At 61.8% G+C, this 24,516-nt stretch carries 23 protein-coding genes and 1 tRNA gene; 11 read left to right on the forward strand and 13 right to left on the reverse strand.

Annotated elements, in window-relative coordinates; genetic code table 11:
- The first annotated feature begins 71 nt into the window (after nucleotides 1–71).
- Nucleotides 72–1,064, forward strand: a complete 993-nt coding sequence (locus LH365_RS08930; protein WP_226743298.1) for a calcium/sodium antiporter — start codon at nucleotides 72–74, stop codon at nucleotides 1,062–1,064.
- On the opposite strand, the gene LH365_RS08935 is transcribed toward LH365_RS08930, so the two are convergent.
- Nucleotides 1,047–1,979 (reverse strand): alpha/beta hydrolase, encoded by a 933-nt coding sequence (locus tag LH365_RS08935; protein WP_226743299.1) that lies wholly within the window; start codon nucleotides 1,977–1,979, stop codon nucleotides 1,047–1,049. The two genes, LH365_RS08930 and LH365_RS08935, sit on opposite strands and share 18 nt — an antisense overlap.
- Before the next feature lie 111 nt (nucleotides 1,980–2,090).
- Here LH365_RS08935 and pelA point away from each other — a divergent pair, with 111 nt between their 5' ends.
- Complete coding sequence (pelA, locus tag LH365_RS08940) at nucleotides 2,091–3,305, forward strand: pectate lyase (RefSeq protein WP_226743300.1); 1,215 nt, start codon at nucleotides 2,091–2,093, stop codon at nucleotides 3,303–3,305.
- Nucleotides 3,306–3,329: 24 nt separating this feature from the next.
- Here the strand turns inward: pelA and LH365_RS08945 are convergent, their stop codons facing one another.
- The 4 genes from LH365_RS08945 to LH365_RS08960 all read right to left on the reverse strand — a co-directional run bounded on the left by LH365_RS08945 (nucleotide 3,330) and on the right by LH365_RS08960 (nucleotide 6,972).
- Nucleotides 3,330–5,258: a M61 family metallopeptidase gene (locus LH365_RS08945; protein WP_226743301.1), complete on the reverse strand. Its 1,929-nt coding sequence runs from the start codon at nucleotides 5,256–5,258 to the stop codon at nucleotides 3,330–3,332.
- Between the two features lie 119 nt (nucleotides 5,259–5,377).
- A complete protein-coding gene (locus LH365_RS08950) occupies nucleotides 5,378–5,797 on the reverse strand; it encodes an OsmC family protein (RefSeq protein ID WP_226743302.1) in 420 nt (139 codons plus the stop codon).
- Nucleotides 5,797–6,669: a pirin family protein gene (locus LH365_RS08955; protein WP_226743303.1), complete on the reverse strand. Its 873-nt coding sequence runs from the start codon at nucleotides 6,667–6,669 to the stop codon at nucleotides 5,797–5,799. Before LH365_RS08955 ends, LH365_RS08950 begins: the two co-directional genes overlap by 1 nt.
- A 229-nt stretch (nucleotides 6,670–6,898) precedes the next feature.
- Nucleotides 6,899–6,972, reverse strand: a tRNA-Gln gene (locus tag LH365_RS08960).
- Nucleotides 6,973–7,100: 128 nt separating this feature from the next.
- Between LH365_RS08960 and LH365_RS08965 the strand changes: the two genes are divergently transcribed.
- The 3 genes from LH365_RS08965 to sppA all read left to right on the forward strand — a co-directional run bounded on the left by LH365_RS08965 (nucleotide 7,101) and on the right by sppA (nucleotide 10,432).
- Complete coding sequence (locus tag LH365_RS08965; RefSeq protein ID WP_226743304.1) at nucleotides 7,101–7,574, forward strand: MEKHLA domain-containing protein; 474 nt, start codon at nucleotides 7,101–7,103, stop codon at nucleotides 7,572–7,574.
- Between the two features lie 61 nt (nucleotides 7,575–7,635).
- Complete coding sequence (locus LH365_RS08970) at nucleotides 7,636–8,508, forward strand: rhodanese-related sulfurtransferase (protein WP_226743305.1); 873 nt, start codon at nucleotides 7,636–7,638, stop codon at nucleotides 8,506–8,508.
- A 145-nt stretch (nucleotides 8,509–8,653) separates the two neighbouring features.
- The gene (sppA, locus tag LH365_RS08975; RefSeq protein ID WP_226743306.1) at nucleotides 8,654–10,432 is read left to right on the forward strand and encodes a signal peptide peptidase SppA; all 1,779 of its coding nucleotides are present in this window, start codon (nucleotides 8,654–8,656) and stop codon (nucleotides 10,430–10,432) included.
- 159 nt (nucleotides 10,433–10,591) lie between these two features.
- Here sppA and clpA read toward each other — a convergent pair whose 3' ends face one another.
- From clpA to LH365_RS08990, 3 genes are all read right to left on the reverse strand, one after another.
- Nucleotides 10,592–12,898: an ATP-dependent Clp protease ATP-binding subunit ClpA gene (clpA, locus tag LH365_RS08980; protein WP_226743307.1), complete on the reverse strand. Its 2,307-nt coding sequence runs from the start codon at nucleotides 12,896–12,898 to the stop codon at nucleotides 10,592–10,594.
- Nucleotides 12,899–12,990: 92 nt separating this feature from the next.
- Complete coding sequence (gene clpS, locus LH365_RS08985; protein WP_226745469.1) at nucleotides 12,991–13,299, reverse strand: ATP-dependent Clp protease adapter ClpS; 309 nt, start codon at nucleotides 13,297–13,299, stop codon at nucleotides 12,991–12,993.
- A 314-nt stretch (nucleotides 13,300–13,613) separates the two neighbouring features.
- Nucleotides 13,614–14,396, reverse strand: a complete 783-nt coding sequence (locus tag LH365_RS08990; RefSeq protein WP_226743308.1) for a hypothetical protein — start codon at nucleotides 14,394–14,396, stop codon at nucleotides 13,614–13,616.
- A gap of 211 nt (nucleotides 14,397–14,607) precedes the next feature.
- Between LH365_RS08990 and LH365_RS08995 the strand changes: the two genes are divergently transcribed.
- Together LH365_RS08995 and LH365_RS09000 are read left to right on the forward strand one after the other, a co-directional pair.
- On the forward strand, nucleotides 14,608–15,219 hold the full coding sequence (locus tag LH365_RS08995) for a TIGR00730 family Rossman fold protein (protein WP_226743309.1): 612 nt from the start codon (nucleotides 14,608–14,610) through the stop codon (nucleotides 15,217–15,219).
- 53 nt (nucleotides 15,220–15,272) lie between these two features.
- Nucleotides 15,273–15,497: a hypothetical protein gene (locus tag LH365_RS09000; RefSeq protein WP_226743310.1), complete on the forward strand. Its 225-nt coding sequence runs from the start codon at nucleotides 15,273–15,275 to the stop codon at nucleotides 15,495–15,497.
- On the opposite strand, the gene LH365_RS09005 is transcribed toward LH365_RS09000, so the two are convergent.
- From LH365_RS09005 to LH365_RS09020, 4 genes are all read right to left on the reverse strand, one after another.
- On the reverse strand, nucleotides 15,494–15,937 hold the full coding sequence (locus tag LH365_RS09005) for a DUF6265 family protein (protein ID WP_226743311.1): 444 nt from the start codon (nucleotides 15,935–15,937) through the stop codon (nucleotides 15,494–15,496). The two genes, LH365_RS09000 and LH365_RS09005, sit on opposite strands and share 4 nt — an antisense overlap.
- Nucleotides 15,938–16,000: 63 nt before the next feature.
- Complete coding sequence (gene gltX / locus LH365_RS09010; RefSeq protein ID WP_226743312.1) at nucleotides 16,001–17,341, reverse strand: glutamate--tRNA ligase; 1,341 nt, start codon at nucleotides 17,339–17,341, stop codon at nucleotides 16,001–16,003.
- Nucleotides 17,342–17,465: 124 nt separating this feature from the next.
- Nucleotides 17,466–17,897, reverse strand: coding sequence for an RNA polymerase-binding protein DksA (dksA, locus tag LH365_RS09015; protein WP_107876316.1), 432 nt, complete (start codon nucleotides 17,895–17,897; stop codon nucleotides 17,466–17,468).
- Nucleotides 17,898–18,145: 248 nt separating this feature from the next.
- Nucleotides 18,146–18,568 (reverse strand): flagellar assembly protein FliX, encoded by a 423-nt coding sequence (locus tag LH365_RS09020; RefSeq protein WP_226743314.1) that lies wholly within the window; start codon nucleotides 18,566–18,568, stop codon nucleotides 18,146–18,148.
- A 260-nt stretch (nucleotides 18,569–18,828) separates the two neighbouring features.
- On the opposite strand from LH365_RS09020, the gene LH365_RS09025 reads away from it, so the two are divergent.
- Genes LH365_RS09025 through LH365_RS09035 form a run of 3 tightly spaced genes read left to right on the forward strand, consistent with a single transcriptional unit; the run spans nucleotide 18,829 to nucleotide 20,695 of the window.
- The gene (locus tag LH365_RS09025) at nucleotides 18,829–19,941 is read left to right on the forward strand and encodes a flagellar basal body P-ring protein FlgI (protein ID WP_226743315.1); all 1,113 of its coding nucleotides are present in this window, start codon (nucleotides 18,829–18,831) and stop codon (nucleotides 19,939–19,941) included.
- A 14-nt stretch (nucleotides 19,942–19,955) separates the two neighbouring features.
- Nucleotides 19,956–20,258 carry a rod-binding protein gene (locus LH365_RS09030; RefSeq protein ID WP_226743316.1) on the forward strand — a complete coding sequence of 101 codons (303 nt, stop codon included), beginning with the start codon at nucleotides 19,956–19,958 and terminating at the stop codon, nucleotides 20,256–20,258.
- Nucleotides 20,255–20,695, forward strand: a complete 441-nt coding sequence (locus tag LH365_RS09035; RefSeq protein ID WP_226743317.1) for a flagellar basal-body protein FlbY — start codon at nucleotides 20,255–20,257, stop codon at nucleotides 20,693–20,695. Before LH365_RS09030 ends, LH365_RS09035 begins: the two co-directional genes overlap by 4 nt.
- Nucleotide 20,696: 1 nt before the next feature.
- Here the strand turns inward: LH365_RS09035 and LH365_RS09040 are convergent, their stop codons facing one another.
- Nucleotides 20,697–21,296: a hypothetical protein gene (locus tag LH365_RS09040; RefSeq protein ID WP_226743318.1), complete on the reverse strand. Its 600-nt coding sequence runs from the start codon at nucleotides 21,294–21,296 to the stop codon at nucleotides 20,697–20,699.
- A gap of 248 nt (nucleotides 21,297–21,544) precedes the next feature.
- Between LH365_RS09040 and uvrA the strand changes: the two genes are divergently transcribed.
- A complete protein-coding gene (gene uvrA / locus LH365_RS09045) occupies nucleotides 21,545–24,427 on the forward strand; it encodes an excinuclease ABC subunit UvrA (protein ID WP_226745470.1) in 2,883 nt (960 codons plus the stop codon).
- Nucleotides 24,428–24,516 lie beyond the last annotated feature (89 nt).

Here is a 24,516-nt window from a genome sequence, read left to right on the forward strand (position 1 = left end):
ACGCCAAGTGACGAATAGCCTTGTCCTTCGGCGCTCATCGGGGCAGGATGGTTAATGGTCAGGGGGCAGGCATGGATGTCATCGTCAATTTTATCGCGGCCTATATCGACGCCGCCTGGGTCGATTACGTGCTTATTGCCGGTGGGCTGGGCCTGCTGTTTGTCGGCGGTGAAAGCCTTATACGCGGCGCAGTCAGCCTGGCTTTGAACCTGCGGATGTCCCGCTTGATCATCGGCCTTACCGTGGTCGGCATGGGCACGTCTGCCCCTGAACTGATGGTCTCGGTGCAGTCGGCCCTCAAGGGCTCACCCGATCTGGCCGTAGGCAATGTCGTCGGCTCCAACATCGCCAATATCCTGCTGATCATGGGCATTGGCGCCCTGCTCTCGCCGATGGCGGCGAGCGGGCTGGACTTGAAGCGTGACGCCCTGATCATGTTTGCGGTCACCGTGGGTCTTCTGTGGCTGGGCCTTCAGGGGGTCATCACACGCGACCACGGCTGGATCATGCTGGCCCTGCTCGCGGCTTATCTGATGGGGGTCTATATCTGGGAAAAGGTCATAACAGGCAAGGATACCCCACCTGCCGGGGACGCTGTCAGGGAACCTCCGGGGTCGCCGTTTCTGGCCCTGATCTGGGTGGGTCTGGGACTGCTGATGCTGGTTACCGGAGCCGATGCGCTGGTGCGGGGGGCCGAAAACGTCGCCCGCGGCTTCGGCATTTCGGAAGCCGTGATCGGTCTGACGCTGGTGGCGGTCGGCACCTCCCTGCCCGAACTGACGGTGACGATTATCGCCGCCTTCCGCCGTCAGGGCGAGGTCAGCCTGGGCAATCTGATCGGCAGTAACATCTTCAACATACTGGGCATTTTAGGGGTTACGGCAGGCATTGCGCCCCTCTCCATATCGTCTCAGATGGCGCGGATCGACATACCCGTCGCAGTGGGCGTGGCGGGCGGGCTGTTTCTTCTTATTCTCTTCGCTCAGAAGATCGGGCGGTTGAGCGGGCTGATTTTTCTGGGGCTCTACGCCGCCTATATGGCGTGGCTATTTACCAGCGCCTAGGCGTGCCGCGACAAAGGCGTCGATAGCCGCCGTATAGGGACCGGGTGCGCCGACGAGGCGGTTGATCTCCTCGTGCGTCTTGGCCTCCTTCTGCACCGGTGCGGGCTTGCCCAGCTTCTGCATGGCCGTGCGGAGGGTCTGGGCCTGATCGCAGGGCTTGTCCGGGCGTTTGGTCGAACAGACGATCATCATCGGCACGGCCTGCGGCGTCAGGCGGGCCAGAGGCGAGGCCTGCGGCCAACGCTTAGGATCGGAGCCGAAGGCTTCGGTATAGAATTTCGGCAGGCGCTTCTGCTGCATAGTCGCCTGAAGGTCCATGGTCGCCGAATCCAGCACCACCGTCCCGGCCCACAACCGACCGCCCTTCGCCGTCACCACCGACGGATCGGCCGAGGTCACGGCCACCAGTTGCGCCCCGGCGCTGTGCCCCATCAGGACCAGGCGCGAGGCGTCCCCGCCCCACGCCACTGCGTTCTTCTGCACAAAGGCCAGAGCCGTGGCGATGTCATCGGCCTGTGCATAGGCGTCGGCCTGCGGCAGCAGACGATAATTGACGCTGACGAAGACATAGCCCTTGGGCAGCCAGTGTTTCAGCTTGTTCTCGACCGAACCGGTATTGGCCTTGTCGCCGATTTTCCACGCCCCTCCATGCACCATGACGATCATCGGCGCGTTGTGGGCATCGGCGGGCCGGTAGACATCGACGGCCTGCAAGGTGGCGCTACCGTAGCTCAGGGTCTGCTTCGTCGCGCCGGGCGCTATGGCCTGCAGATCGATGGGGCGTTCTTCCTTCGCCTTCTTGTCCTGAAGCTTTTCGATGCGCCGCTCTTTCAGGCGCTCGCGCAGCGGTCCCTGTGCATGAGCGGGCACCGTGGCCACCATCAACAGGCTCAGCAATACGGGGGTCAGGCGCATGGGTGTCTCCGTTCAGGTCTCATCCTGTTACGCGTCGATGTTTTCCCGCCCTGCGTTGGTGGCGGAATTTTGATCCCGTGCTAGTTTGCAACAAAACACAGGGGACACACCATGAAGAGACGGCTCTGCCTTATCGCCGCACTGGCCTTGTCGGCCTGCGTCACCGGACCTGTGGCCACCCCTTCCGCGCCCTCGCTGAGCGGCTTTGGCGACGCCATCCATCACTGGCAGAACAGGAACGGCAAGGCCTATGCCCGCCATGCCGATGACGATGTCACGGCCATCGCCGATAATCTTCTTCTGTTGCAAAGGGATAATGGCGGGTGGATTGAAAACCGAGACCCGGCGCGCATCCTGACGCCGGAAGAAAAAGCGACGGTCTTAAAAGAAAAGAGCGATCCGGCCTTCAGCTTCGACAACCGCAATATCTATACGCAGGTCGACTATCTGATGGCGGTCTATGAACGGACGCAGAAGGCCGCCTATCGCGACGCGGCCCTGCGTGGCCTCGATCTCATCCTGTCGCAGCAGATCAAGACCTGCGGTGGCTGGCCCCACAGCGTACCGGCCAAGAGCAGCTTTCATGACAAGATAACCATGGCCGATGAGGTGACATCGGGCAATCTGCACCTGCTGCGTCGCATCAGCACAGGCGAATATCCTTTTGATTCTGTGAATAAATATTTACGTAAGCAGGCCGCATCGGCGGTGGCCGCTGGCGATGCCTGCCTGCTCAGGCTGCAAATCCGTCAGAACGGGCAGCTCACCGGCTGGGCCGGTCAGTACGATCCCGTGACCTTGCAGCCCGTCAAAGGGCGCAGCTTTGAACTGGTGTCGATTGTCTCTCAGGAAAGCGTGGAAAATACCCGCTATCTGATGTCCATCCCGAACCCCTCGCCTGAGGTGATTGCCGCGGTCGATGGCGCGGTGGCGTGGATGAAGCGCTCGGCCATCCGCGGCAAACGGCTGGAGACCTTCGCCCTGCCCGCCCCGGTCAAGTACGACTATCACACGGCGACCATCGATAACCGACTGGTGGATGATCCCTCCGCGCCGCCACTGTGGGCGCGGTTCTATGATATCATCGACAATTCGGTGATCCTGGCCAACCGCGACGGCGTGCGGGTCGCTACCTATGCCGACATCCACCCGGAACGCCGCTCAGGCTATGGCTGGTATGGTCAGTGGCCAAAAGAATTGATCACCGAATTGTATCCGATGTGGTCAAAGTGCCATTGCCGTATCGAGACTATCCCACTTACGCCGGAACAGAAGAAAACGTTGGAGAAAATCGCCAAGGACATGAAGTCGAGAAACCCAAACTAACGGGTGCAGGGGCCGTGCCCCTGCCTACTTCTTTTCGGCCAGAATATCGTCCAGATAGGCCTTCTTGCCGTCGATCCTGTCGAGGCGCGGATAGCGCAGGCCGCCCTTATAGTCGAGGGTCACCGTCTTATAGGTCTTGCCGCGCTTGATCAGCAGTTCGACCGGCTTGCCATCGGCCTTGGCAGCGTCGGTGATGGCGGTCTTGATGCCCTCGGCCTCATAGGCGGCGCCGTTGACGGCAATCACGCTCATGCCCTGCCCCAGTCCCGCCTTGAAGGCCGGACTGTCCCAGAAGACGCTGCTGATCTCACCGGTGGCGTTTAGCGATAGTCCCAGAGAATAGCTCAGGTCCGTGGTCTTCAGCTTCTTCTCGCGCGCCTTGAACCAGTCGGTCGGCGTGTCGCTATAGGTCAGCCTGTAGCCGCCGCGCTCCAGACCGTCGAGGAAGGTGCCCTGAGACGTCTCGTTGACGCGGGTCTTGAGGAACGTGTCCCAGTCATAGGCGTAGACGCTGTTGAGCGCGGCCACCACGTCCTTGAACTCATAGGTTTCCGGCGTCCACGAACCGTCCTTGACGCCGAAGAACAGCCCCGCGAAATCGTCCAGAGACTTCTTGTTGTTGGTCTTTTCGCGGATCAGGGTGTCGGCGTCGAGCCAGATGAGCAGGCCGACATTGTAATAGTCTTCGTTGCGCTGCTGGCTCAGCCAGTTCTTGGGCTGACGCGCCGAAAGGATCGGGTCGTTGGTGGTGTCGACCAGCGGCCGCCACTGCGAACCGGAGAAGTTGTCGTACTGGGCGGCGATGAGCGCGATGGCTTGCTTCGCCTGCTCCGGCGTGTACAATCCCGAACGCGCCGACAGGACGTAACCCCAGAACTGCGTCTGGCCTTCATAGACCCACAGCAGGCTGTTGCGCATGGGAGTGTGGAAGTCGGGATTATAGAGATCGGCGCCGCGGCGGAACTTGCCGTCCCACGAATGGGTGAATTCGTGCGCCAGCAGGTCACGCCCGACATAGGCCGTCTTCCAGTCGGTAAAATAGTTGGAATCGTGCCCGTTCTCAGACGAGCGATGATGCTCAAGCCCGATATCTCCCATCTCTTCCGACAGATGGACCAGAAAGTCGTAGTGGTCGTAATGCTGCGATTTGAAGACCTTCACCGCCTGCGCCACCATCTTCTTGTGGATGGCGATCTGCTCGTCCGTGGTCGCCAGATCGCCCGGCTTGTCGGCAAAGACGTGCATGCGCACCGGCACCTTCGTATCGATGCTGAGGTCGAAGCTCTTGCTGAACCTGCCGGCGAACATCGGCGAATCGATGAAGTGCTCATAGGGCAGCGGCTTGAAGGTCACGGTGCCGTCAGCATTTTTCGACGCGACGTCCAGCGCCGCCGCATAGGCCCAGCCTTCCGGCAGTTTCAGCGTCAGTTCGACCGGCACGCGCGTCACGGCATAGCCTGCCGGATACATGGACAGATTTTCCCACTGCAGGTTGGCCATCACATCGGTGACGACGACGCGCCCCGCCGTGGTGGTCATGGGGCTCAGGAAGTCGAACTCTGCCACGACTTCCTTCGCGCCGGCAGGCACGTCGATATGAAAGGCCGTAACTTCAACGGGATCGCGCTGCCACTTCAGATTCTGACCGCCGGCGGAAAAGCGTACATTGGCGATCTTGTCGGCCTGCGGGCGCGGCGCATGCTTGCCGGGCAGCCAGCGCGGCATGATCAGGGTGAAGGGCCCCGCCTTGTCCACCGGCACGACCTGACGCACGCGCATGACGCGTTGCTCGGTATCGGTGGCGTCGACATAGACCTTCAGCGTGCCGGGATAGTCGACCTGCGCCGAAGCCGGCAGCGGCGGGGGCAAGGGTGCAGAGACCTGAGCCGAAACCGGAGCCGCAAACAGAACCGTCGCCAGTGCGGCTGCGCTGACCATCATGCCTTTTTTCATCGACGCTACCCTTTATAGTGCTTTGCGCCGGACACTAATGAGGCACATACCGCCTTGTAAAGTCATAATTGTTTCAAACGAAAGCTTGCACCCGCTTCAACCGTTTGCAGCGAGGTCGCCTAACCGGCGGGCAGGGTCTCGATAAACGCCCCGCCGCTCAGCGTCTTGTGCACCGGGCATTTGGCGGCGACATCGAGCAGTCTTTGGCGCTGTTCTTCGGTCAGTTGATCGCCGGTCAGCGTCACCGATTTACGAAAGATGTCGGCCTTGCCCGACTCGTGCCCGGCGACCTTTTCGTACGTCAGTTCGACCGCCACATGCACCAGTGGCCAGCCCTTCTGTTTGGCGTACCACCGTACCGTCATCGCCGTACATTCGCCCAACGCCGTCGTCAGATAGTCGTAGGGCGAAGGGGCGAGGTTCAGCCCGCCCTTCGCGACGGGTTCGTCTCCGCTCAGGCGATGACCACTGACCTCGATGGCAACGCTGAATTCGGAAATATGGGTCTCTTCGACCCGTGCGGTAATACGGTCGCTCATCATTCCACCGGCAACGGGATGAATTCGATTTCGTCGCCCGGCACCTTGGGGAAACGTCCTTCGCGCCAGTCGGCCTTGGCCTGCTCGATGCGCTCTTTGCGCGACGAGACGAAGTTCCAGTAGATATGACGTTCGGTGAAGGGCTCCCCACCGACCAGGGCCAGTTGCGCCTGGCTGTCCGTCGACACGCTGACCGTCGCACCGGGCGTAAGAATAGCCATATGGAAGGCCTCAACCGGCGCGCCGTTGACCGTGACGCTGCCCGAAACGACGTAAAGCCCGCGTTCTTCGACATGGTCCGGCAGAACCAGCGTCTGACCGGCCTGCAAACGGGCTTCGAGATAGAGCGTTTCGGCATAGGTCTTGACCGGCGAGGTGACGCCGTAAGCCGCGCCCATCATCACGCGCACCGGCACGCCCTCGACCTCAAGCGCCGGAATTTCCTCGGCATCGTAGTGGAAGAAGGCCGCATCGATCTCTTCATCGGCTTCCGGCAGGGCGTGCCACAGTTGCAGGCCGTGCAGGTTGCGCGTCGTATCTATCCCTTCCAGCGGCTCGCGCTCGGAATGGACGATACCCTTGCCCGCCACCATCAGATTGATGGCGCCCGGCGAGATGACCTCGTCCGAGCCCAGCGAGTCGCGATGGTGGATATGGCCTTCGAACAGATAGGTAACGGTGGCCAGATTGATGTGCGGATGCGGGCGGACATTGGTGCCCTTGTCCGGTTCGAACATCGCCGGTCCCATATGGTCGAAGAATATCCACGGCCCGACCATGCGGTGTTTGGCAAACGGCAGGATGCGCTTGACGGTGAAGCCGCCGAGATCCTTTTCGCGCGGCGGAATGAGAAGTGCGATGGCGTCGGACATTTGTAGCCCCCGGTGATACGTTTTGACGAAGGCTTACGCCGTTTCCCCGCACGGGTCATGTAAAATTTTGCCCTCGAAATCGGGCGCTGACGGGAAACGCATCGCCAATATCGCTCACCGTTGTTATGCGATAAACAAACAGGGGGTCGTGCTGATAACGGATACGCCAGGCGCATACCGACAAAACGTCGATAGCGTCGCCTTACGATAATTGTCAGGAAAAGAAAATTGGCTGGGGAACTAGGACTCGAACCTAGAATGACGGTACCAAAAACCGGAGTGTTACCATTACACCATTCCCCAGCAGGTCTTTAAGAAGTCTTTGAAAGACTTGCTGCCCACGCTTGTCTCAGCGAGAGGGCGCTTCACTAACCCAAGCTTTTATGACATGCAATCCCCCCTTTGAAATTTTCCCCAACTTCTCTGATTTCATGCCGCCTCACCTCGATCCTGCCGTTCAGGCCTATAATCGTCTGATGGCCAATAGCTTCCGGCGTTTTACCGGGCAGGACATGGCCGGCAATGCCGGCACCCTGACCGATTCCGAACTGGCTGACGCCCTGTTTCAGGCGCCGCAGGCCATCGTCTCGCACGGGACCGAGGCCGATCCGGTTTTCCGCTACGCCAATGCGCAGGCGCTCGCTTTATGGGAGATGGAGTGGAAGGCCTTTACCCGCCTGCCCTCGCGCCATTCCGCCGAGGGCGACAGCGGCATCCAGTCCGATCGCAATGACCTGCTCAGGGCGGCACTGGCGCAGGGACACGTCGATCATTACACCGGCATACGCGTCTCAGCCTCAGGGCGACGCTTTCATATAGAAGACACCGTCTTGTGGAACGTCGTCGATGAAGCCGGCATCCGTTACGGTCAGGCCGCCTTTATCCGCCGCTGGACCTTCCTGTAATCCCCGCGATATTCCGCCCCCCCCCTTTCATGACAAGGGGCTTTGTGATAGCTCCCGCCGCATGTCCCAGCCCGCTTACGTCATCGCCGCCTTCTACCATTTCTTCGATTTCCCCGATTTCGCAGCGCAGCAGACGCCGCTGCTCGAACGGCTGAAAGGGCTTGGCATCAAGGGCTCGCTGCTGATCACCTCCGAAGGAGTCAACTCGACTCTGGCCGGCACGCGCGAGGCCATCGACAGCTTTCTGCATTACCTCCAGACCGAACTGATAGGCGAACCGATCGTGTGGAAGGAGTCCTATGCCGACACCCAGCCCTTCGGTAAGGTGCGGGTGCGGCTCAAGAAAGAGACGATTTCGCTGGGTGAGCCCGTCAATCTCGGCAAGCGCGGCCACTATGTCGAACCGAAGGACTGGAACGACCTGATCCGCCGCAACGACGTGGTCATTCTCGACACGCGCAACGATTACGAGGTCAATCTCGGCACGTTCAAAGGCGCGATCGATCCGAAAATCCCGACCTTCAAATTCCTGCCTGAATGGACGCGCCAGAACGCCGGACAGTTCAAAGGCAAGACAATCGCCACCTTCTGCACCGGCGGCATCCGCTGCGAGAAGTACACCGCCTGGATGATGGATAACGGTTTCGATGACGTCTATCACCTCAAGGGCGGCATTCTGCAGTATTTCGAGGACGTGCCCGCCGAAGAGTCGCTGTGGGACGGTGAATGCTTCGTCTTCGATGAGCGCATCGCCGTCGACCACAGCCTCAAGCCGTCGGAGACCGCGACCCTCTGTCTCTATTGCGACCACGCCCTGACCGAGGCCGATCAGAAGAGCCCGCTTTATGAAAAGGGCGTGTCCTGCCCGCACTGCCACGGCGATCCGAAATACCAGCACGACCGCGAGCCGGCGGCCGGACGTACCAAATTCTGATGTCCGGCGAACGCACTCATTACACGGTCTTCATTTGACCTTATCGTTCGGGGCGCTATTGTGCGCGTGAGTGCGCGTGCGCCGTCTATTGTGGTCATGGCGCATATTTTATCGCTGCACCCATTCGGGGGATGACGTTCGACACATGAAACAGTTCTTCATTACGGTTGGCGCCGTATTCGCAGCCTTCGTGCTGTTCTTCGTCGGCGTGCCCTTCCTGCTGATCACCATGATCGCCGCCGCGTCCAAGCCGACGACCCCTTCGGCCATCACGCTGGTGGTCGATCTGCGCGAAGGCCTGACCGATCAGACGCGGCCCGATCCGTTCGCTTTCCTCACCGGCCGCCCTCTGTCGACCATGGACATCGTCACCTCGCTCTATCACGCGGCGGACGACGGCAAAGTGAAATCGGTGCTGATCCGCCTGCCCGAAGGCGGGCTGATGCCGGCCGCAGCGCAGGAAATCCGCACCGCCGTGCGCTATGTCCGCAGCAAGAACAAGCCCGTCTACGCCCATTCGCAGGGCCTCTATCCCTCGACCATGGTGCTGGCCTCCTACACGGTGGGTACGGCGGCGACCGAATTCTGGATGCAGCCGCGGTCGTCCTTCCAGGTCACGGGCATCTCGACCGAAGAAGTCTTCCTCAAGCGGGCCTTCGACAAGTACGGCATCAATCCGCAGTTCCAGCAGCGCTATGAATACAAGAACGCCGTCAACCCCTACCTGCAAAGCGACTTCACCCCGGCGCACCGCGAAGCCACCCTGTCGTGGATGGGCTCGGTCTACGACTCGCTGATCAGCGACGCCGCCACCGACCGCAAGGACGCGAAGCTGGACGCCGCCAAGCTCAAGACCGTGCTCGAAGCTGGTCCCTACAGCGCCGAACAGGCCAAGGAACTGGGCCTGATCACCCATCTCGGTCAGGTGCAGGAAATCGAGGAAGCCGCCAAGGCCAAGGGCGGCACCGATACGCAACTGATGGACATTCAGTCCTACGCCGCCACCGTCACCTCTTCGGGCAGCCAGACCATCGCAGTCATCAATGGCGAAGGTCCGATCATGACCGGCAAGGGTCAGGGCGGCGGCTTCGGCAGCGAAGCCCAGATGCTCTCCGACGATGTGGCTCAGGCCTTCTACGACGCGGTGGACAACGACAAGGTCAAGGCCATCGTCTTCCGCGTGTCTTCACCCGGCGGTTCGGATACCGCTTCGGAACAGATTTCGCGCGCCCTCGCCTACGCCAAGAAGTCCGGCAAGCCGGTCGTCGTCTCCATGGGCGACTACGCCGCTTCGGGCGGTTACTGGGTCTCGGCGGGCGCCAACGCCATCGTCGCCAATCCGACCACCCTCACCGGCTCGATCGGTGTCTATGGCGGCAAGATGGCCATCGGTGAGGCGGCATCGCGCTTCGGCGTCGACTTCCGCCAGATCGGCGTGGGATCGGACTTCGCCGGCGCCTATTCGGCCGGTCAGCCGTTCAGCGAAAAGCAGACCGCGGCCATCTCCAACTGGATGGACAGCATCTATAACGCCTTCATCACCCATGTCGCCGAGGGCCGCAAGCTGGCTCCGGAGCGCGTGCGTGAGATCGCCAAGGGCCGTGTCTGGACCGGCGCTCAGGCCAAGCAACTGGGCCTCGTCGATGACACCGGCGGCTTCTACGCCGCCGTGGCCAAGGCCAAGCAACTGGCCAAGATTGGCGACGACGTGAAGGTCAAGCTGGTCAGCTATCCCAACAACAAGTCGCCCTTCGCCATGTTCGGCAAGGGTGTCGAGGCCAGCGCCAAGGGCTTCGAGGCCCTGTCCTTCCTCGGCTGGGCTTCGAGCGACCCGCGCGCCCAGATGATCATGAAGGAAGCCCGTGACGCCCGACTGCGCGAACAAGGCGCCAGCGTCCTGGCCCCGGAGCCCTACGCACCGTAAGGGCGGGGCTCATTTTTGAACAAAAAGAAACCCTCCGGATTTGCTCCGGAGGGTTTCTTTTTGTTCAAAAGATGTGGGGTCACGGACCCCACACCCCATAACTTTAAGTCATTTACTCCCCGTAATGGGGTGCAGGGGGCCAGCCCCCTGCGTCTTTTCCTAATCCACCGCCTCGGCACGCGAGGCGTTCTTGTCCTTGGCCGGCGTGATGTCGAAGGCGATCTTGCCATCGGCCAGCTTGACCAGGATATGCCCGCCGCGCACCAGCTTGCCGAACAGGATCTCGTCGGCCAGCGGCTTCTTGATGTTCTCCTGAATGACGCGGGCCAGCGGACGCGCGCCATAGAGTTCGTCATAGCCGTTTTCGGCCAGCCACTTTTCGGCATCGGCAGACAGTTCGATCGTGATGTGACGATCGGCCAGTTGCATTTCGAGCTGAAGGATGAACTTCTGCACGACCTGCCCGATGACCTCCGGCTTGAGCTGACGGAAGGTGACGATGGCATCGAGGCGGTTGCGGAATTCCGGCGTGAACAGGCGCTTGATGGCCACCTCGTCCTCGCCCGACACCTTCTCGCGGCCGAAACCGATCGAGTTCTTCTGGTTGTCGGAAGCGCCGGCATTGGTGGTCATGATCAGCACCACATTGCGGAAATCGACTTTCTTGCCCACCGCATCGGTCAGCGTCCCGTTATCCATCACCTGAAGCAGGATGTTGTAGATATCCGGATGCGCCTTCTCGATTTCGTCGAGCAGGACGATGGCGTGCGGCGTCTGATCGACGGCGTCGGTCAGAAGGCCGCCCTGATCGTGGCCGACATAGCCCGGAGGCGCGCCGATCAGTCGAGACACGGTGTGACGCTCCATATATTCCGACATGTCGAAACGCAGCAGCTCGATGCCGAGGGTTTGCGACAACTGCTTGGCCACTTCGGTCTTGCCCACGCCGGTCGGACCGGAGAACAGGTAGGAGCCGATCGGCTTGTTGGCGTCGCGCAGACCCGCACGGGCCAGTTTCATGGCCGCCGAAAGCTGCTCGATAGCCTCGTCCTGACCGAAGACCACGCGTTGCAGGTCGTTGGTCAGGTCGCGCAGCGCCTCGGTGTCGGTCTTGGACACCGACTTCGACGGGATTCGGGCGATCTTGGCGATGACCGTCTCGATCTCCTTCGGCCCGATGACCTTCTTGCGCTTGCCTTCCGGCAGGATCACCTGCAGCGCACCGGCTTCGTCGATCACATCGATCGCCTTGTCCGGCAGCTTGCGGTCGGTGATATAGCGCGCCGACAGTTCCACCGCCACCTTGATGGCGGCGTCGGTGTACTTCAGATTATGGAAGGTCTCATAGTAGGGCTTGAGGCCCTTGAGGATCTTCACCGTGTCGTCGAGCGTCGGCTCGGTCACATCGATCTTCTGGAAGCGACGGACAAGCGCCCGGTCCTTCTCGAAGTGCTGACGGTATTCCTTATAGGTGGTCGAACCCATGCAGCGCAGCGCGCCCGAGGCCAGGGCCGGCTTCAGCAGGTTGGAGGCGTCCATGGCCCCGCCCGACGTCGCGCCCGCACCGATGACCGTGTGGATTTCGTCGATGAACAGGATGGCGTTGGGATGGGCTTCCAGTTCCTTGACGACCTGTTTGACGCGCTCTTCGAAATCGCCGCGGTAGCGGGTGCCGGCCAGCAGCGTGCCCATATCGAGCGAATAGATGGTCGCGCCGGACAAAACCTCAGGCACTTCGCCTTCGACGATCTTCTTGGCGAGGCCTTCGGCGATGGCCGTCTTGCCGACGCCCGGATCGCCGACCAGCAGCGGGTTGTTCTTGGTGCGGCGGCACAGGATCTGAATGGCGCGTTCGACCTCTGCCGAACGCCCGATCAGCGGATCGACCTTGCCGTGGCGCGACTTTTCATTGAGGTCCACACAATAGGCCGCCAGCGCGTCGGTCGACGCCGCCTTGCCCGACTTTTCCTCGGACGACGGGCTGTCTTCGCTTGAACCGCGCACCGGGCGCGGTTCGGACGCGCCGGGCTTCTTGGCGATGCCGTGGGCGATATAGTTGACCGCGTCGTAGCGCGTCATCTCCTGCTCCTGCAGGAAGAAGGCGGCGTGCGATTCGCGTTCGGAGAAGATGGCGACCAGCACATTGGCGCCGGTGACCTCGTCACGGCCCGACGACTGCACGTGGATCACCGCGCGCTGGATGACGCGCTGGAACCCGGCGGTGGGCTTGGCTTCTTCGGAATGCGGCACGACCAGCGATTTGAGGTCGGTTTCGATATAGGCCGTCAATGCGGTCCTGAGCTTGGTCAGATCGACATTACATGCCGTCATGACGCCTGCGGCGTCGACATCGTCGACAAGGGCCAGCAGGAGGTGCTCCAGGGTTGCGTACTCGTGATGGTGGGTGTTCGCATGACCCACCGCGCGATGCAGGGTTTCTTCGAGAGCGCTGGAAAACGATGGCATGTCTGGCCTCTCCTTGGAGCAAAAAGCGGGTACAGGGGTAGTCTGGTCTCTCCTCGATGAACCTGGGCTGAAAGTTATGGATCGGATGATCCTCAGTCTTTCTCCATAGTGCACTGAAGCGGATGTTGATGCCGACGGGCCATGTCCACCACCTGGGCGACCTTGGTCTCGGCGACCTCGTAGGTATAGACCCCGCAGACGCCGACGCCCGTCTGGTGGACGTGCAGCATGACGCGGGTGGCGTCCTCGCGTGACTTGTTGAAGAATCGCTCCAGCACGTACACGACGAACTCCATAGGGGTATAGTCGTCGTTGAGGATTAACACCCGATAAAGGGACGGCTTCGCCGCCTTCGGCTTGGCGTCGATGATGGCGAACGGCGCATTGGCCGGCTTGTCCACATCGGTGACCGGCGCCTTTGGGGCGCGCGCCGCCTTAACCGGCTCGAAAGCCAGTGTTCCGGTGTGCAGCAGGGATTTGCCAGATGTCAAACCTGTCCTCTTCGTTGGGCGAAAGGCGAAAACGCGCCCTTCGTCGTGAGACTCATACCGGCGAATGGCCGTCAGAGAATGCTCCGACAGTTTTCACCTGAGTTCAAGATAGTGCAAACTTTAATCCTGTTAAGAGGCCGCAGCGCACATATTTGCGTTATCCGCATCACAGTTTACGCAAATGCGTTACAAAAACGTTGCGAGTGATGCGGCCAGGTGCAGCTTTAAAATACCACCGTCGTCTGCATGCCGCCGCCGGTGATCTGCCAGTCGACATACCACACGCCGGACGCCAGAGCCGCCCGTTCGCCCGCCGGCTGACGCAGGCTGACCTGCCGCGTCTCGAAGCGGTCGCGGGCATGGACCCCGACGCTGACCGTGCCGTCGCGCAGGCCGCCGCTGACCGGGAGTGTCGCCGTGTAGATGCCGTTGTCGCCCGCGCGGACTTCGACCGCAGGCTGGCCGTCGATCTCGACATCGACCGTGGCACCGGGGTCGGTGCGTCCCGATACGGCCATGGCCCCGCCCGCATCGTAATCCACCACCGCCAGCAGCCCGGCCTGCGGCCACAGCGGCAGACCCGCCGCCCCCGGTCGCAGCAGCACGGAACGCGGCGGCGCGCCGATGTCCGAGGCCGGCGGCACGAACAGCCGGCCTTCGGCCTTCATCAGTCGCCCTTCGGCCTCCATGGCCAGATCGTAGAGGCTACCGCCCGACACCTGGGGCAGGCTGGCCTGAAAACGCCCGTCACCGCCGGCGGTGACCCCATAGGCCTGTCCGCCGGGCGAGGTCAGCCGCACGCGCGATTCCGGCAGGGCCGAACCGGTCACCAGAAGCTCGCCCGCTGCGGTCACCGCCACAGACGTCACTTCCGGCGATTTCACATAGCCGCGATTGGTGGCTACATAGTCCGCGACCTCGGCGTTTTCCGGCGCCTTCTGCCCGCACGCGCTCACAAGAACGGCCATCGCCATGGGAACGATCAAAGTGTGCAGCTTGAAACCCATGCGAACGCCGATGCCTTTCAAAAGGGCTTGTGAAACCCGGACAAGCCGGATTCGCAGAGCGCGCATTTATATCCGAAAACCGTTGTACACTTTTCGGAATGCGCTCTAACTTATGCCGGACATTCATTTTATTTACCCGATTGACCATATCGTTTCCTGAGCGCGGCAATCAAGCCCTGCCGCCATCTCTTTCTGAAGTAAGGATTTTCGCATGCCCGATGCCACCTCCGCCACCCTGCCCCGCCCCATCCTGTCGGTGTGCATCTATTGCGGGTCGTCGGACGCGGTGGACCAGCGTTACAAGGACGAGGCGCGGCAACTGGGCGGCATCCTCGCCGCCCATCAGCTCCGTCTGGTCTATGGCGGCGGCGGGGTCGGCCTGATGGGCGAAGCCGCGCGCGGGGCCTACGAGGCCGGGGGCAAGGTCCTCGGCATCATGCCGCAGTTTCTGCGCACCAAGGAGCGCCTGCTGGACGAGGTCGAAACGGTCATCGTCGAGTCGATGCACGAGCGCAAGATGAAGATGTTCGAGGAGTCCGACGCCTTCGTCGTTCTGCCGGGCGGCGTCGGCACGCTGGAAGAAGTCATCGAGCTTCTGTCGTGGCGCAGGCTGGACCTGCACAAGAAGCCGATCATCTTCCTCAATTCCGGCGGTTTCTGGCAGCCCTTCTTCGATCTGGTCGATTTTACCGTGGGCAAGAAGTTCACGCCCGACGCCTTCCGTCACACCTATAAGAGCGTCGATACGGTCGATGAGGTGCTGGACGCGATCGCCGAAATGGCCTCGCACGACGAAGAAATCGACACGCGGCGCGTGCTTTAGAATCGTTTCTTTAGCCGGAAGGGCGCAGTCTCTTGCAGATAAGGAGACTGCCCATGCTACCGGAAGATATGAACGACCGGACCTTGAACCCGCAAGCCCCGAAACAAAACGGCCTGAACGATTACGGTCCCAAGACCGGTGCGGCCAGCGACCATCCCTACCGACCGGATGAAACGCCGCCCGAACCGGCAACCGAGGGCGCGCCGCCCGATGCCCATACCGAAATCGACAGCGAGGCCGATCTGGGCGATCCGATGAGCCGCCGTCGTCAGGTCTAAGGGGCCGGACAGGCTTCATAGGCGAATTCGATGCGCTTCGTCTGGCCCTTGATCGTGCCTTCTATGGCGGCATTGAGCCGCCCGGTTTCGCCACGGCTGTAGATCACCCGCTGCGGGAAGTCGTGCGCCGTGTTCTCGAATACCCATTCGTCGTCAGCCGCGAATTTCAGCGGGAAACGGCCTTCCGCCTGTCCCGACGGCAGGGCGATGAAGGTGGGCGTGCCGTCTATGACCTCGATACGCATCTGTTCGTAACTGCGCAGGCTTCCGGCCTTTGTGGTGCGCCCGCTGCCCAGCAGGATACCGCCCGCCGGAGAGGTCCACAGTTCTTCGATGCGTGTTTCGCCCCTGGTCTGAACCCAGCAACCGCCCAGCCAGTCCAGCGAAGCCATATCGGCCGGACCCGCCGCCAGCAGGGCCGTCAGTATCAAAGCGCTCATGATCGTCTCCGTCACGGCCACTCTACCGGCAGGCGGCACAAAGACAAGGGGCGCCGTCTTCAATCAGGCGCTCAGGCGATCCGCAATCTTCTGCCGACCTATGAGGAAGCTCAGCGCCCCCATGTCCGGGCCGTGCGGCTGACCGGTCAGGGCCAGACGCAGCGGCATGAACAGGGCCTTGCCCTTGGCGCCGGTGGCGTCCTTGATCGCCGCCGTCCACACGCCCCAGCTCTCACGGCCATAGTCGGCGGGCAGCAGTTCCAGCGCCTTTGCGGCAAACGCGGCGTCCTCGATCACCGGCGCGATGTCGCCCTTGACCACCTGCGCCCATAAGGTCACGTCGGCGAACTTGTGCAGGTTGACCTTCACCGTCTCCCAGAACAGTTCGCCCAAATCTGAGTCCAGAGCCTCAAGACGCGGCTGGGCCTCGGCATAGGACATGGCCTGAAGGACGCTGGCATTGAGGCGCATCAGGTCGTCGAAATCGTAACGCGCGGGGGCGCGCCCCATCTTGTCGAAGTCCTGAAGTTCGGCCAGAGCGTCGAGCGACGGCGCGACCTCCAGCGGATCGGACGTGCCGATCTTGGCCAGATGCGACACGATAGCCATCGGCTCGATGCCGTCTTCGCGCATCTGGGAGATGGACATCGACCCCAGACGCTTGGACAACCCTTCGCCGTCCGCCCCGACCAGCAGGGTCATGTGCGCGAACGTCGGCAGCGGCGAACCGCCGAAAAAGGCCGACAGGGCCTCGAAAATCTCGATCTGCGTGCCGGTATTGGCGACGTGATCCTCGCCTCGGATGACGTGGCTGATCTTCATGTCGATATCGTCGACCACCGACGGCAGGGTGTAGAGGAAGGCCCCGTCTTCGCGGATCAGCACCGGATCGGACATCGAAGTCGTATCGACTTCGCAATGCCCACGCACGAGGTCTTCCCAGGCGACGCGCTTGCCTTCCAGCTTGAAGCGCCAGTGCGGCTTGCGGCCCTCGGCCTCGTAGGCGACCTTTTCGTCATCGGTCAGCTTGAGTGCGGCGCGGTCATAGACCGGCGGCAGACCGCGCGACAACTGCACCTTGCGCCGGCGGTCCAGTTCCTCGGCGGTTTCGTAGCAGGCATAAAGACGGCCCGCGGCCTTCAGCGCGTCGGCGGCCTTCTGATAGATGTCGAAGCGCTTGGACTGGTTGTAGCGCTCGCCCCATTCGAGCCCCAGCCACTTGAGGTCGGTCTCGATCAGGTCTTCGTTTTCCTGGGTCGAACGTTCCAGATCGGTATCGTCGATACGCAGCACGAAGACGCCCTGATTCTTGCGCGCGAACAGCCAGTTGATAAGGGCAGCGCGGACATTGCCGGCGTGGATGCGGCCGGTGGGCGACGGAGCGAAGCGAACCTTGACGGTCATGATTTATCCAGAATGTGAAACGAAATCAGGCAGGTCTATTACGCCGGACCGAACGGTTTTTAAAGCCGCTTTTTCACATGCCGGAAAAGACAAAAGGCGCTGTTTCCAGCGCCCTTCACATCTTTTAGTCGTCGCGGTGGACGCGCTCGGAGCGCTCGTGGCGTTCCTGCGCTTCGATCGAGAGCGTCGCCGTCGGGCGGGCTTCGAGGCGACCGAGGCCGATGGGCTCACCGGTCTCTTCGCAAAAGCCGTAAGAGCCGTCATCGATGCGGGCGATAGCTTCGTCGATCTTGGAGATCAGCTTGCGCTGACGATCGCGGGTGCGCAGTTCCAGCGCGCGGTCGGCTTCGGAAGAGGCCCGGTCGACCAGATCGGGGTGATTTTCCGTTTCCTTCTGCATGATCGAAACGGTTTCTTTCGACCCGGCCAGGATTTCGTTCTTCCACGAGATCAGCTTTTTGCGGAAATAGGCGAGCTGACGCTCGTTCATATATTCTTCGTCGTCCAGCGGACGATAGGTCTCGGTATCGGATTTGGAAAGCTCGACTGCACTCATCTTAGCACCACACCCCATGACATTGTTCACCGGCACCCGCTGACCGCGCCCCGATATGAGACGCCCCCGCCGCCCTGTCCCTCCCTGCAAGAACAGGGCCCCATCTGGACACGTCGGCGCACTGGCCCGATGGCGCGGCTTATACCCGCGGAATCACCCGTGAACAATCACGTTTTCTTTACAGCGCCGGGGTTTCGATGGTGCAACGCACACAACGGAATGTGACCGCATTCGCGCATCAGGCGAAATTACATCAGTCTGCGCTTGGCCAGTTCGACATAGGCGCGGGTTTCGATCTCGTTCAGTATGCCCTGCAGCCCCTGATCCTCGACCTCTTCGCGTTGCAGTTCGATCATCTTTTGCAGCGACAGCAAGGCGCCGTCGTCGATCGTGCCGCCCAGAAGCGCCACCTTGAGATCGTCGAGGGCTTCGAGAATGTCCTGAGAGCGCCGGATCTGACGGCGGCGGCGGCCCTGAAGCCCGTCGTCTTCGGCCTGCAAGGCCAGCAGCGCATCGATCCCGCCCAGAGACAGGGCCTGCGATACCGATGCCGCCGAAGCGCTCGACTTCGCTTCAGATGATCCGTTCAGCGAAAAGCCGCCTGCCGTGCGTCGCGTCGCGTTCGAAGCGCCGACATTGGCCGGTCCGGCCGGTCCGTTGATCTTGATCATACTTGCCCCATTCAGCGGTGTTATGGTCATGGCGGGGCCGTTCTGGCGAAAAGGACGCGAACCCTCTTCTGAGGGGAACTGTAATGGCGAGTATTTGCCGCCCGTAGTTTCCAAGCCCTTAACGGCCCGGCAGTTTTTTCCCCCGAACCGGTCCCGCTCGAAATCCTGAAAATTAGCCTACTGACTCCAAACAGGTTTTTCTCTGGCACGAAATTCGCACCCCGGCAAACATGGTTAATGCCCTATCCGTGGAAAAGCGTATGCGCTCACTGATCGCTCTTGTTGCCGCCCTTCTGACCCTCTGCGCGTCATCTCTCGGTGCGCCGGCGGCTTACGCCGCTTCGCGCATCAAGGACATTGTCGATGTCGAAGGGGTGCGCAAGAACCAGTTGGTGGGCTACGGCCTCGTCGTCGGCCTCAACGGTTCCGGCGATACGGTGCGCAACTCGCCCATGCTCAAGCAAAGCATGGAAAGCATGATGGGCCGCCTCGACGTCAATATTCGCGACGCCTCGTTGAATATCAAAAACGCCGCGGTGGTCATGGTTACGGCCGAACTGCCGCCCTTCGCCGCCCCCGGTTCGCGCATCGACGTCACCGTGTCGGCCATGGGCGACGCCAAGAGCCTGCTGGGCGGCACGCTGCTGGTTACGCCGCTTCTGGGCGCCGACGGGGAAACCTATGCGGCGGCGCAAGGGTCGGTGCAGACCGGATCGGTTTCCGCCGGCGGCGCTTCGGGTTCGTCCATCACCAAGGGCGTGCCGACCGCCGGACGCATTGCTTCGGGTGGCATTATCGAGCGCGAGACGGGCTTCGATTTCAACGCCATGCCGATCGTGCGCCTGACGCTGAAAAACCCCGACTTCACCACCGCCAAGCGCATCGCCGACACCGTCAATAAAGCCTATCCGGGCACGGCCTTCGCCGACAACCCCACCGTCGTTTCCGTGCGCAACCGCCCGGAAATGAACATGATGAGCTTCATCACCGCCATCGAGCAACTGTCCGTCGCGGTGGACACCCCGGCCAAGGTGATTATCGACGAGGTCAACGGCGTCATCGTCATCGGCGAGAATGTCCGCGTCTCGCGCGTCGCCATCGCCCAGGGCAATCTGACCATCCGCGTCGACGAGCGCCCCTTCGTCAGCCAGCCCGCCCCCTTCTCGCAAGGCCAAACCGCCGCCGTGCCCGACAGCAATGTCAGCATCGAAGAGGAAAAAGGCAAGAAACTCTACGAACTTCAGGAAACGACCTCGCTGACCGATCTGGTCAACGGTCTTAATGCCTTGGGGGTCAGCCCGCGCGACATGATCTCTATCCTGCAGACCATCAAGGCGTCCGGCGCGCTGCAGGCCGACATCGAAGTGATGTAAGGGGAACCGAAACGATGGACACGCTCAGCAAACCCGCCGTATCGCTCAATCTCGATGCCGCCTCGATCAACAGGGCGACAAAGGGCGACCCGAAAAAAATCGGCGACGAATTCGAGCACATGGTCATGTCTCAGATGCTCAAACCCATGTTCGAGGGTCTTGAGACCGACGGCATGTTCGGCGGCGGCGAAGGCGAGGAAGCCTTCCGCTCCTTTTATCTCGACGCTCTGGCCGGTCAGGTGGTAAAATCTGGCGGCATCGGCATTTCCGATCAGGTCCAGAAACAACTTCTCGCCCTACAGGAGGCGCAAGCATGAGCATTTCCGCCCGCGACGCCAACGACTACGCCGCTCAGCTTCTCATCCTGACCGAGCGCCTGACCGAGCGCCTGACCGGCGAGACCGAGGCGCTGGAGGCTCATCGTCCGCTCGACATCCGCGAATCGGTCGAGGAGACGCGCAGCCTGTCGGCCCTGTATCGTCAGGAAAGCGCCCGCCTCAAGGCCGATCCGTCGCGCCTGAAAGGCCTCAGCAACGCCCACAAGGACAGCCTGCGCCGCGCCACCGAAGCCTTTGTGACTATCTCGGAACGCCATGCCCGCGCCGTCGAAGCCGCCAAGGCCATCTCCGAAGGGCTGATGAAGGCCGTCGCCGACTCGCTCAACGAAACGCGCAAGCCCAGCCTGACCTACGGTCCCGGCGCGGCCATCAGCGACCGCAACCCGCAATCGCTCAACTACGGCTTCAAAGCCTGACTCACTCCTGCGGCGTGTAACGTTGCGGGTCGGATCGGCTGCGGTTGACGCGCTGCCAGTATTCCGTACTGCCGGGGTCGGTCCTGTAGCGTCGCGCCTTCTCATTGGCCGCCACCTGTTGGTCCCAGTAGGGTTGCGCGCCGGGCTTGACCGGCACCGGACCGGTCTGCCGCAGGCCGCGCTCCGGACAGTCCGGCGGCAAGGGCGCTCCGCTCATCATCGCCTTGCGGCAATCCTGACCGTGACGCAAAACCGCCCCCAGCCTTTCCCGTTCGGCCATATCGTGGGATCGGGCGGAAAGGGCGTTACCTTCGACCACGACAGGCACCACATCGGAGGGTTTGGCCGCCGCCGATGACCGGCGATAAGCCGGTGCGTTCGCCGCCTGCGCGGCCTCGCTTCGCACCGCCTGCGTCCTGACGGCCCTTTGCGGCACCAGCCATACCTCCGCCGCGGGCAGGACCGCCGGCGTCTCGCGGACCTTGCGCGAAATGAGGAACAGCAGACCCAGCGCCAGATGCGCGCCGGCAACGATCAGCACCACGATCCCCGTCTGCCGCCATTGGCCAATCTGCCGCCCCTGGATGTCGCGCTGCGCCATGTCGTCCCCTTCTCCCGCAGAATGAGACAAACAATCCGGCCTTTATATGGTTCGCCGTGGACACAAATTTTACAAAAGCGTTCGCAAAACGTTCTTGCACGCCTCATTCAAATGAGGCAGGTGTCTGCTGACACTTTTTCGACGCCGCCATTATACCTATATGACGGCGACTGCCCCCTCCCCGATGGATGTGCGTAATGGCCGATAGCGGACACGACAAGGATATGCTGATGAGCAGCTCCAACCTGATGCAGGGCTTCATCAAGGTGCGCGGCGCGCGCGAGCATAACCTCAAGGGCGTCGACGTCGATATTCCGCGCGGCAAGCTGGTCGTGCTGACCGGTCTGTCGGGGTCGGGCAAGTCGTCGCTCGCCTTCGACACCATCTATGCCGAGGGTCAGCGCCGTTACGTCGAAAGCTTGTCGGCCTATGCGCGGCAATTCCTTGAACTGATGTCGAAGCCCGACGTCGATCTGATCGAAGGTCTGTCGCCGGCCATCTCCATCGAGCAGAAGACGACCTCGAAGAACCCGCGCTCGACCGTCGGCACGGTGACCGAAATCCACGACTATATGCGCCTTCTGTGGGCGCGCACCGGCGTGCCCTATTCGCCCGCCACCGGCCTGCCCATCGAGAGCCAGACCATCTCGCAGATGGTCGACAAGATCATGGCCCTGCCCGAAGGGACGCGTCTGCTGTTGCTGGCCCCCTTCGTGCGCGGCCGCAAGGGCGAATACAAGAAGGAGATCGCCGACCTTCAGCGTCAGGGCTTCCAGCGCCTGAAGATCGACGGCCAGTACTACGCCATCGAAGAGGCTCCCAAGCTCGACAAGAAGTACAAGCACGATATCGACGTCGTCGTGGACCGTGTGGTCGTGAAGGGCGGGCTGATGCAGCGTCTGGCCGACTCGCTTGAGACCGCGCTTCGCCTCGCCGACGGTCTGGCCATCGCCGAGTTCGCCGATATTGCCGAGGGCGAGACCGAGCCGAAGCGCATCATCTTCTCGGAAAAGTTCGCCTGCCCCGTCTCCGGCTTCACCATTGCCGAGATCGAGCCGCGCCTGTTCTCGTTCAACAATCCGTTCGGCGCCTGCCCGACCTGCGACGGTCTGGGCGTCAAGCTGACCTTCGACCGTTCGCTGATCGTGCCGGACGAAGGCGTCAGCCTCAAGGACGGGGCCATCGCGCCGTGGTCCAAAGGCCCCTCGCCGCTCTACGGGCAAACGCTCGAAGCCCTATCGGCCCATTACGGCTTCAAAATGGACACCAAATGGCGCGCCCTGACGCCCGAAGCTCAGGACGTCATCCTGCTGGGGTCCGGCTCGGAAAAGATCAAGTTCGTCTATCAGGACGGCACGCGCCGCTACGACGTGACCAAGCCGTTCGAGGGCGTCATTCCGAACATGGAACGCCGCTACCGCGAAACCGACTCCTCGTGGGTGCGCGAAGACCTCGGCCGCTATCAGGCCGAAACCCCGTGCGAGGCCTGCGGCGGCAAGCGTCTCAAGCCCGAAGCCCTGGCCGTGAAGGTCCACGCCAAGGATATCGCCGAAATCTCCGGCCTGTCGATCAGAAAGGCGCACGACTGGTTCGCCGATCTGCAAAACCATCTGACGGAAAAGCAGATGGACATCGCCCGTCGCATCCTGAAAGAGATCCTCGACCGCCTGAACTTCCTCAATGCGGTGGGCCTCGACTATCTCAACCTCTCGCGCAATTCAGGCACGCTGTCGGGCGGCGAAAGCCAGCGCATCCGTCTGGCCTCGCAGATCGGTTCGGGCCTGACCGGTGTGCTCTACGTGCTCGATGAGCCGTCGATCGGCCTGCACCAGCGGGACAACGACCGCCTGCTCGAAAGCCTGAAAGGATTGCGCGATCTCGGCAACTCGGTGCTGGTGGTCGAACACGACGAAGACGCCATCCTCACCGCCGACTACGTCATCGACATGGGCCCCGCCGCCGGCGTCCACGGCGGTCAGGTCGTGGCCGAGGGCACGCCTGAGCAGGTCAAGAACAATCCCGACTCGCTGACGGGCCAGTACCTGACCGGCAAGCGCGAAATCCCCCTCTTCTTCTCCAGGGACACGGACGAGGAGCGCCGCCCGATCAATAAAAAGAAGATGCTCAAGGTCATCGGCGCGCGCGGCAACAACCTCAAGAACGTCACCGGCGAAATCCCGGTCGGCGTCATGACCTGCATCACCGGCGTCTCCGGCGGCGGCAAATCGACCTTCACGCTGGAAACCCTGCACAAGGCGGCGGCGCGGCGGCTGAACAACGCCTCGGCCAATGCCGCCGTTCACGACAAGATCGAGGGGCTGGAGTTTTTCGACAAGGTGGTCGAGATCGATCAGTCGCCCATCGGGCGCACCCCGCGCTCGAACCCCGCCACCTATACCGGGGCCTTCGGGCCGATCCGCGACTGGTACGCCGGCCTGCCGGAATCGAAGGCCCGCGGCTACGGGCCGGGGCGCTTCTCTTTCAACGTCAAGGGCGGGCGCTGCGAAGCCTGCACCGGCGACGGCCTGATCAAGATCGAAATGCACTTCCTGCCCGATGTCTACGTCACCTGCGACGTGTGCAAGGGCAAGCGCTATAACCGCGAAACGCTGGAAATCTCGTTCAAGGGCCATTCTATCGCCGACGTGCTCGACATGACGGTCGAAGAAGGCGCCGAGGCCTTCAAGGCCGTGCCAACCATCCGCGACAAGCTGGAGACGCTCAAGCGCGTGGGCCTGGGCTATATCAAGATCGGTCAGCAGGCGACGACGCTGTCGGGCGGCGAGGCGCAGCGCGTCAAGCTGTCGAAGGAACTGTCCAAGCGCGCCACGGGAAAGACCTTGTATATTCTCGACGAACCGACCACCGGTCTGCATTTCGAGGACACGCGCAAACTGCTGGAAGTGCTGCACGAACTGACCGATCACGGCAATACGGTCGTGGTCATCGAGCACAATCTCGACGTCATCAAGACGGCAGACTGGCTGCTCGACTTCGGCCCGGAAGGCGGCGACGGCGGCGGTGAAATCGTGGCCTTCGGCACGCCGGAAAAGGTCGCCGAAAATCCGAAGTCGTGGACCGGCAAGTATCTCAAGGACATTCTGGCGCGTCACAAGGCGCGGAAAGCGTAATCTCTCCTCCCCATCGCTTAAGCGACAGGGAGGAGAGTTGGAAACATGAACCCCGCGTTAACCCTATTCGGGCATCAATCTGGACAATC

This window comes from Asticcacaulis sp. AND118, assembly GCF_020535245.1.
GTDB lineage: Bacteria > Pseudomonadota > Alphaproteobacteria > Caulobacterales > Caulobacteraceae > Asticcacaulis.

Coding starts and splice junctions, on each gene's coding strand:
- LH365_RS09025 (WP_226743315.1), top strand. CDS start 18,829: ATGCGCTCACTGATCGCTCTTGTTGCCGCCCTTCTGACCCTCTGCGCG.
- LH365_RS09005 (WP_226743311.1), bottom strand. CDS start 15,937: ATGAGCGCTTTGATACTGACGGCCCTGCTGGCGGCGGGTCCGGCCGAT.
- LH365_RS08935 (WP_226743299.1), bottom strand. CDS start 1,979: ATGCGCCTGACCCCCGTATTGCTGAGCCTGTTGATGGTGGCCACGGTG.
- uvrA (WP_226745470.1), top strand. CDS start 21,545: ATGCAGGGCTTCATCAAGGTGCGCGGCGCGCGCGAGCATAACCTCAAG.
- LH365_RS08930 (WP_226743298.1), top strand. CDS start 72: ATGGATGTCATCGTCAATTTTATCGCGGCCTATATCGACGCCGCCTGG.
- LH365_RS08995 (WP_226743309.1), top strand. CDS start 14,608: ATGCCCGATGCCACCTCCGCCACCCTGCCCCGCCCCATCCTGTCGGTG.
- LH365_RS08950 (WP_226743302.1), bottom strand. CDS start 5,797: ATGAGCGACCGTATTACCGCACGGGTCGAAGAGACCCATATTTCCGAA.
- LH365_RS09040 (WP_226743318.1), bottom strand. CDS start 21,296: ATGGCGCAGCGCGACATCCAGGGGCGGCAGATTGGCCAATGGCGGCAG.
- pelA (WP_226743300.1), top strand. CDS start 2,091: ATGAAGAGACGGCTCTGCCTTATCGCCGCACTGGCCTTGTCGGCCTGC.
- LH365_RS09020 (WP_226743314.1), bottom strand. CDS start 18,568: ATGATCAAGATCAACGGACCGGCCGGACCGGCCAATGTCGGCGCTTCG.
- LH365_RS08990 (WP_226743308.1), bottom strand. CDS start 14,396: ATGGGTTTCAAGCTGCACACTTTGATCGTTCCCATGGCGATGGCCGTT.
- LH365_RS09035 (WP_226743317.1), top strand. CDS start 20,255: ATGAGCATTTCCGCCCGCGACGCCAACGACTACGCCGCTCAGCTTCTC.
- LH365_RS08945 (WP_226743301.1), bottom strand. CDS start 5,258: ATGAAAAAAGGCATGATGGTCAGCGCAGCCGCACTGGCGACGGTTCTG.
- sppA (WP_226743306.1), top strand. CDS start 8,654: ATGAAACAGTTCTTCATTACGGTTGGCGCCGTATTCGCAGCCTTCGTG.
- gltX (WP_226743312.1), bottom strand. CDS start 17,341: ATGACCGTCAAGGTTCGCTTCGCTCCGTCGCCCACCGGCCGCATCCAC.
- LH365_RS08970 (WP_226743305.1), top strand. CDS start 7,636: ATGTCCCAGCCCGCTTACGTCATCGCCGCCTTCTACCATTTCTTCGAT.
- clpA (WP_226743307.1), bottom strand. CDS start 12,898: ATGCCATCGTTTTCCAGCGCTCTCGAAGAAACCCTGCATCGCGCGGTG.
- dksA (WP_107876316.1), bottom strand. CDS start 17,897: ATGAGTGCAGTCGAGCTTTCCAAATCCGATACCGAGACCTATCGTCCG.
- LH365_RS09000 (WP_226743310.1), top strand. CDS start 15,273: ATGCTACCGGAAGATATGAACGACCGGACCTTGAACCCGCAAGCCCCG.
- LH365_RS09030 (WP_226743316.1), top strand. CDS start 19,956: ATGGACACGCTCAGCAAACCCGCCGTATCGCTCAATCTCGATGCCGCC.
- LH365_RS08955 (WP_226743303.1), bottom strand. CDS start 6,669: ATGTCCGACGCCATCGCACTTCTCATTCCGCCGCGCGAAAAGGATCTC.
- LH365_RS08965 (WP_226743304.1), top strand. CDS start 7,101: ATGCCGCCTCACCTCGATCCTGCCGTTCAGGCCTATAATCGTCTGATG.